Origin of the sequence: Streptomyces sp. B15 (assembly GCF_018070605.1) — a bacterium.
GTDB classification, from domain to species: Bacteria; Actinomycetota; Actinomycetes; order Streptomycetales; family Streptomycetaceae; genus Streptomyces; species Streptomyces smyrnaeus.
The window spans coordinates 1-6,459 of record NZ_JAGPXJ010000175.1; the positions used below are offsets into that span (position 1 = coordinate 1).

General features: G+C 74.9%; 8 protein-coding genes. 1 reads left to right on the forward strand and 7 read right to left on the reverse strand.

Features of this window, described 5'->3' with window-relative positions; genetic code table 11:
- From KBY19_RS35385 to KBY19_RS35415, 7 genes are all read right to left on the reverse strand, one after another.
- On the reverse strand, nucleotides 1–274 hold a 274-nt coding region (locus tag KBY19_RS35385), incomplete at its 3' end, for an FAD-dependent monooxygenase (protein ID WP_210967473.1).
- The gene (locus KBY19_RS35390; RefSeq protein WP_307843705.1) at nucleotides 271–1,083 is read right to left on the reverse strand and encodes an alpha/beta fold hydrolase; all 813 of its coding nucleotides are present in this window, start codon (nucleotides 1,081–1,083) and stop codon (nucleotides 271–273) included. The genes KBY19_RS35385 and KBY19_RS35390, both read right to left, overlap by 4 nt.
- Nucleotides 1,080–2,474 carry a 3-carboxy-cis,cis-muconate cycloisomerase gene (pcaB, locus tag KBY19_RS35395; RefSeq protein ID WP_307843707.1) on the reverse strand — a complete coding sequence of 465 codons (1,395 nt, stop codon included), beginning with the start codon at nucleotides 2,472–2,474 and terminating at the stop codon, nucleotides 1,080–1,082. The genes KBY19_RS35390 and pcaB overlap by 4 nt, the downstream gene beginning before the upstream one ends.
- Before the next feature lie 61 nt (nucleotides 2,475–2,535).
- On the reverse strand, nucleotides 2,536–3,150 hold the full coding sequence (gene pcaG, locus KBY19_RS35400) for a protocatechuate 3,4-dioxygenase subunit alpha (protein WP_185019593.1): 615 nt from the start codon (nucleotides 3,148–3,150) through the stop codon (nucleotides 2,536–2,538).
- Nucleotides 3,150–3,980 (reverse strand): protocatechuate 3,4-dioxygenase subunit beta, encoded by an 831-nt coding sequence (gene pcaH, locus KBY19_RS35405; protein ID WP_210967475.1) that lies wholly within the window; start codon nucleotides 3,978–3,980, stop codon nucleotides 3,150–3,152. The genes pcaG and pcaH overlap by 1 nt, the downstream gene beginning before the upstream one ends.
- Nucleotides 3,977–4,621, reverse strand: coding sequence for a 3-oxoacid CoA-transferase subunit B (locus KBY19_RS35410; protein WP_099885377.1), 645 nt, complete (start codon nucleotides 4,619–4,621; stop codon nucleotides 3,977–3,979). Before KBY19_RS35410 ends, pcaH begins: the two co-directional genes overlap by 4 nt.
- Entirely contained in the window at nucleotides 4,621–5,427 is an 807-nt protein-coding gene (locus KBY19_RS35415; protein WP_099885378.1) for a CoA transferase subunit A, read from the reverse strand. The genes KBY19_RS35410 and KBY19_RS35415 overlap by 1 nt, the downstream gene beginning before the upstream one ends.
- A 389-nt stretch (nucleotides 5,428–5,816) precedes the next feature.
- Between KBY19_RS35415 and KBY19_RS35420 the strand changes: the two genes are divergently transcribed.
- A partial coding sequence (locus KBY19_RS35420) for a helix-turn-helix domain-containing protein (protein ID WP_307843706.1) occupies nucleotides 5,817–6,459 on the forward strand: 643 nt, incomplete at its 3' end.

Here is a 6,459-nt window from a genome sequence, read left to right on the forward strand (position 1 = left end):
AGTCGATGCGGTGACGGCGCCCGCCGAAGCGGAGTTCGATCCCGTCGTGCGGCAGCCCCTCGCGGTCGAGCCGCGCCGCTGCGCCCGCCCGGCGCAGGGTGTCCACGGTGCTCTGCTCCAGGATCCCGGCCCGCTGCCGCTGCTCGACGTACGAGCGGTCCCGGCTCTCCAGAACGACGCAGTCGACGCCGTTCCGCCGGAGCAGCAGGGCCAGCAGCAGCCCCGCCGGGCCCGCGCCGACCACGGCCACCTGTGAGTGGCGGGGAGGGTTCATACGCGCACAGCTCCTTCGTCGGTGCGGCCGTCGGCCGGCCCCCAGTGGTCCAGCAGGGCCGAGGTGACCGCGTCGCTCCGCTCGACACCGGCCAGATGCGCGGCCCCCTCGATCTCGACGAGAGAGGCGCCGGGGATGCCCTCGGCCAGCTCGCGGGCGTGCGCGGGCGGGGTCGCCGGGTCCCGGCTGCCGGCGACGACCAGCGTGGGCGCGGCCACCCGGCGCAGCTCGGCACGCAGGTCGAAGGCGCCCAGCGCGTCGCAGCAGGCGGCGTAGCCGGCGGAGTCGGCCGCCGCGAGATCGGCCAGCAGCCGCTTGCCGGTACCGGTGGCGGCGGTGGCCTGATCGGCGAACCAGCGCCCCGGAGCGGCGCCGAGGAGCGCCCGGGTGCCCGCGGCGCGCACCAGCGCTGCCCGCTCCCGCCAGCCGTCCGGCTCGCCGAACCGGGCGGAGGAGCACACCACCGCCAGCGAGTCGACGCGCCCGGGGCGGTGCACGGTGAGCTGGGTGCCGAGGGCGCCGCCGAGGGAGATGCCCGCGTAACGGAAACCGCCCCAGCCGTGGTGGTCGGCGAGTGCGAGCACATGAGCGGCCAGCTCGGCCACGGTGGTGCGGCCGGGCGCCGGGTCGGCCAGGACGTCGGTGGGGGAGCCGCCGTGCCCGGGCAGGTCGTAGCGCAGCACCCGGTGGTGGCGTGCCAGCGCGGGCAGCTGCGGCTCCCAGACGGCGAGCGAGGCGCCGAGGGAGGGCCCGAGGATCAGCGGCACTCCGTCGGCCGGGCCGTCGAGACGGTGGTGGAGCAGGGTCACGGTTCCTCCCCGGGGAACTGCCCGGCCCCCGGGACCGGGGGCCGGGCCGACGCACGGTCCGCCAGCCGTGCCGCGCACCCCGTGGCGTGGGCCGGATCGCTCAGCTCCTGCCAGACGTCCTCCGGTACGTCCGCCAGCTCCGGCAGCTCGCGCAGTACGTCGACCAGCGGCATCCGCTCCGCGGCTGAGCGGGCCGCCGCGTCGCCGACCAGGGACTTCGCCCGCTCTCTTCCCACGTGCCCGGCCAGCGCCACCGCGGCGTGCTCGGAGAGGATCCGGCCGTGCGTCAGCGCGAGGTTCTCCCGCATCCGTTCGGGCCGCACCCGCAACTCCTCGGCGAGTTCGGCGGCGCACTGGGCGGCTCCGCCGGTCAGCCGGAGGGCTTCGCGGAGGCACTGCCACTCGCTGTGCCAGGCTCCGGCCGGCCGTTCGTCCTCCGCCACGAGCGCGCCGAACAGGGCCCCGGCGAGGGCGGGGAGCTGCCGGGCCGCTGCCGTGACCAGGGTGGCGCGCACCGGGTTGGCCTTGTGCGGCATGGCCGACGAGCCGCCGGCGCCGCTGCCGCCGCCCTCCGCCACCTCACCCACCTCGGTACGGCCCAACACCAGTACATCGGCGGCGAACTTGCCGAGCGCCCCGGTGGTGTGCGCCAGCGCGGCGGCCAGGTCGGCGACGGGGGTGCGCAAGGTGTGCCAGGGCAGCGACGGCTCGGCCAGCCCGGTCTCCTCGGCGAAGACGCCCGGCAGCCGCAGCGCCGTGTCAGAGGGGGCCTGCTGCCCGGCGCTGCTTCGGGCGTACCCCTCGAAAGCGGCCAGCGTGCCGGCCGCCCCGCCCAGCTGTGCGGGCAGCGTCTCGCGCACGGCCGACAGGCGCCGCCGTGCGTCGAGGGCGAGCGACCGCCAGCCCGCGGCCTTCAGCCCGAAGGTGGTGGGTACCGCGTGCTGGGTCAGGGTGCGGCCCGGCAGCGCGCTGTCCCGGTGGGTGGCCGCCAGTTCGGCGAGGGCCGCCGCGGCGCGGTCCAGGTCATCCAGCAGCAGCCCGAGCGTACGGTGCGCGACCAGCATCGCCGCGGTGTCCATGATGTCCTGGCTGGTGGCGCCCCGGTGGACATGACCGTCCGCCTGAGGACCGGCCGCCGCCGTCAGCTCGGCGACCAGCGGGATGACCGGGTTGCCGCCCGCGCGGGCCCGCAGCGCCAGCTCCCGCACGTCGTACCGCGCCGCTTCGGCCGCCTCGGTGACGGCCGTCGCGGCTGCCGCGGGCGCCAGTCGGAGCCGGGCCTGGGCCCGGGTGAGTGCTGCCTCCGCGTCCAGCAGCGCCTGGAGGAAGGCGGCGTCACCGGTGGCGGCCTCGGCGGGTGAGCCGGCCCGCACCGGGGAGAGCAGTCCCACGTCGGCGCCGTCGTCGGCGCCCTGACCGGGGACGTGGCCGACGGCGTCGGTGGGTGTGCGGTCAGCCGACGGGGAAGTCAAGAAAGACCGTCTCCTTCTCGCCCTGGAGGCGGATGTCGAACCGGTAGAGCCGTTCCCGCTCCCGGGTGGCGAGCAGAGTGCCGAGGCGCTCGGGCGGCAGGGCACCGAGCACCGGGTCCGCCGCCAACGCCTCGGCGTGCTCCGGAAGATGGATACGGGTGTGCAGATGGTGGAGCAGCCCGCGCGCGAAGACCAGCACCGACAGGTACGGCACGGCGCCGGGCCGGGGCGCGCCGGGCGCGAGGGTGCGGACCGTCCAGTGGCCGTCGGCGTCGGTCGGTACCCGGCCGAATCCGGTGAAGCGCACCCCGTCGCGGCCCACGGCGTACCCGGTGACCGGGTCGTGGCGCAGCGAGCCGGGTGCTCCCGCGGTGGAGCCCGCCGGATCGGCCTGCCATATCTCGATCAGGGCGTCCGGCACGGGAGCCCCGGCACCGTCGTACACCTGACCGTGGACGGTGAGCGTCGCAGGGGCTGCGGCGGGTGCGAGGTCGCCGCCGCCGGGGAAGGGCAGCGCGTAGCCGTAGAACGGGCCGACGGTCTGCGAGGGGGTGGGCGGCAAGAGCGCGTCGCGCGCGTGCGGCAGTTCGGTCATCATTCCCGCCCTTCCTCGAACCAGGTGGCGGCCGGGCCGTCCAGAACGATGTCCCAGCGGTAGCCCAGCGACCACTCGGGCATCGTCAGCGTGTGGTCCCAGGCGGCGACCAGGCGGTCGCGTGCCGCCTGGTCGGTGACGGACTGCAGGATCGGGTCGTACGGGAAGAGCGGGTCCCCCGGGAAGTACATCTGCGTCACCAGCCGCTGGGCGAAGGCCTCACCGAAGACGGAGAAGTGGATGTGCGCGGGCCGCCAGGCGTTGGTGTGGTTGCGCCACGGGTAGGCGCCGGGCTTGACGGTGGTGAAGGCGTACCGGCCCTCGCCGTCGGTCAGACACCTGCCGAAACCGGTGAAGTTGGGGTCGAGTGGCGCCGGGTGCTGGTCGAGCTGGTGGGCGTAGCGGCCGGACGCGTTGGCCTGCCACACCTCCACCAGCTGTCCGCGTACCGGGCGGCCGAGCCGGTCGAGCACCCGCCCGCTGACGGTGATGCGCTCCCCGAGCGGCGCGCCCCGGTGGTGCCGTGTCAGATCGCTGTCCAGCGCCGTGACATCCGTGACGCCGAAGACCGGCCCGGTCAGCTCCACGGCCTCCGGATCGCTCAACGGCACCGGCCGCTGCCGGGGGAAGCGCAGGGCGCTGCTGCGGTACGGCGGGAAGTCGCGGGGCGGGTGGTGGCGCGCTTCGGGCCCGGCGACCCGCGTCCGGGTCGCCGCCTGCGCCTGTGTCCACGCTCGGGTGTGCCCCTGGAGCCGCGCACGTTCCTGCGCCCCGGCGTGAGCGGTGGCGATCTCCCCGTCGATGTCCGTCTGGGTGGGCGGGGTGCTCATCGGACTCCCTCCGGGACGTGGACCTCGGCCGCGGTGCTCTCCAGCACATCGGCCACGGCGACCCCGGGCGCACACTCGACGAGCACGAGACCGTCGCCGGTGACATCGAGGACGGCCAGGTCGGTGATGACCCGGTCCACACAGCCGCGGCCGGTGAGCGGCAGCGAGCACTCCGCCACCAGCTTGGGACTGCCGTCCTTGGCGGTGTGCGTCATGGTGACCAGGACGCGCCGGGCGCCGTGCACCAGATCCATGGCCCCGCCGATGCCGGTGACCAGCGCGCCGGGAACGGCCCAGTTGGCGAGATCACCCCGCGCGGAGACCTGCATGGCGCCGAGCACGGCGGTGTCGATGTGGCCGCCGCGGATCATGGCGAAGGAGAGCGCCGAATCGAAGTACGCCGCGCCCGGCAGCACCGTGACGGTCTCCTTGCCCGCGTTGATCAGATCCGGGTCGATCTCGTCCTCGGCCGGGTAGGGACCGGTGCCGAGGATGCCGTTCTCCGATTCGAGGGTCACCTGCACACCGGTCGGCAGCCGGCCGGGTATCAGGGTCGGCAGCCCGATGCCGAGGTTGACGTACTCGCCGTCGCGCAACTCGGCGGCCGCGCGCGCCGCCAACTGGTCACGGGTCCAGGCCATCAGCGTTCCGCCTTCCGCTTCGCGGCGTCCTTCGCGTCGTCCTGCTTCGCTTCGTTCCGGACAGTGCGCTTCTCCACGCTCTTGTCGGCGGCCTGCCCGGGAGTGAGAGCCACGAGGCGCTGCACGAAGATCCCGGGCAGCTGCACATGGTCCGGGTCGATGTCGCCCGGCTCGACCAGTTCCTCGACCTCCGCGACGGTGATCCGGCCCGCCATGGCCGCCGCCGGGTTGAAGTTGCGGGCCGACTTGGCGAAGACCAGATTGCCGTGCCGGTCCCCGCGGGCGGCCCGGACCAGCGCGAAGTCGGTCCTGATGGAGCGCTCCAGCACGTGGGGGACGCCGTCGAACTCGCGGACCTCCTTGGCCGGTGAGGCCACGGCGACCCCGCCCTGCCCGTCGTACCGCCAGGGCAACCCGCCCTCGGCGACCAGCGTGCCCACGCCGGCGGGGGTGTAGAAGGCGGGGATGCCCGCGCCTCCCGCGCGCAGCCGCTCGGCGAGAGTGCCCTGCGGGATGAGTTCGAGCTCGATCTCACCGTCCAGGTACTGGCGGGCGAACTCCTTGTTGCCGCCGATGTAGCTGCCGGTCACGCGGGCGATGGCGCCGTCGGCCAGCAGCCGGGCCAGGCCGGTGCCCATCGCCCCGCAGTTGTTGGAGACGACGCCGAGAGCGCGCACTCCCCGTGCGCGGACGGCCTCGATCAGCACCGCCGGCACCCCGCTGAGGCCGAACCCTCCGACGGCGAGCGTCGAGCCGTCCCGGATGTCCGCCACCGCGTCCGCGGCCGTGGCCACCACTTTGTCCATGCGGTTCCGGCCCCTCCTCCATCGGTGTTCGCAGAGTGAACTATTGTTCATTCCCGAGCGCCCGGTGAGTCTCGTCCCGCCGACCACCCTTGTCAATGCCCGATACCGTGCGTTCGCCGAGCCGAAGCCGAAGCCGAAGCCGAAGCCGAAGCCGAAGCCGAAGCCGAAGCCGACGCGGAGGCCGAGGCGGAGGCCGAGGCGACGCCGACGCCGCCGAGGAAACCGCCGAGCACCCCGCCGCACCCGCCCCGCACCCATCCGGAGCTCCCATGTCCCCCACCCCTCCACCCCCGCACCAACAGCGCACCCGCAGCGCCGCGGTGGCGGAACCCGGTACCGGACGACGCCGGGACGCAGACGGCTCGCAGCCCGCACGAGGTGGGGAGTCCGTGGCGACGCTGGAACGGGGACTGGCGGTGATCCGGGTACTGGCGGAGCAGCCCGGCGGACGGCTCAGCCGCGCCGAGCTGGCCCGCACCTGCGGTACGGCCCGCGCGACGCTGGACCGGATCGCCGCGACCCTCACCCACCTCGGCCATCTGCGCGCGGAGGCACAGGACCTCCAGCTGGCCCCGCGCACACTGGAGTTCGGCAACGCCTGCCTGACGGCGAGCGGGCTGACCGAGGCCCTGGGAGAGCCGGCCCACCGACTCGCCGACGAACTGGACGAGTCGGTGTCGGTCGCCGTACCCGACCGGGACGGTGCCCGCTTCGTCGTCCAGTGCCCCAGACGCCGGGCGATGGCCGTCACCTTCCACATCGGGGATCTGCTGCCCGCCGAGCGCTGCGCCCCCGGCGCCCTGTTCGCCGCCGACTGGGACGACGAGGCCTGGGAGTGCTGGCGCCGTCGCCTCGAAGCCGACCCGCACGCCACCGGATTCCTCGCCCTTCCGCCCGCCCCGCCGCACCGCGGCCGCCGCGCCGCGCCCATCCCCGGGACCGAGGCCGACTTCGCAGCGCGTGTCGCCGCCGCACGCCGGACCGGGGTGGCCGTGGACGACCAACTCGTCGAGCCGGGGCTGGTGGCCGTCG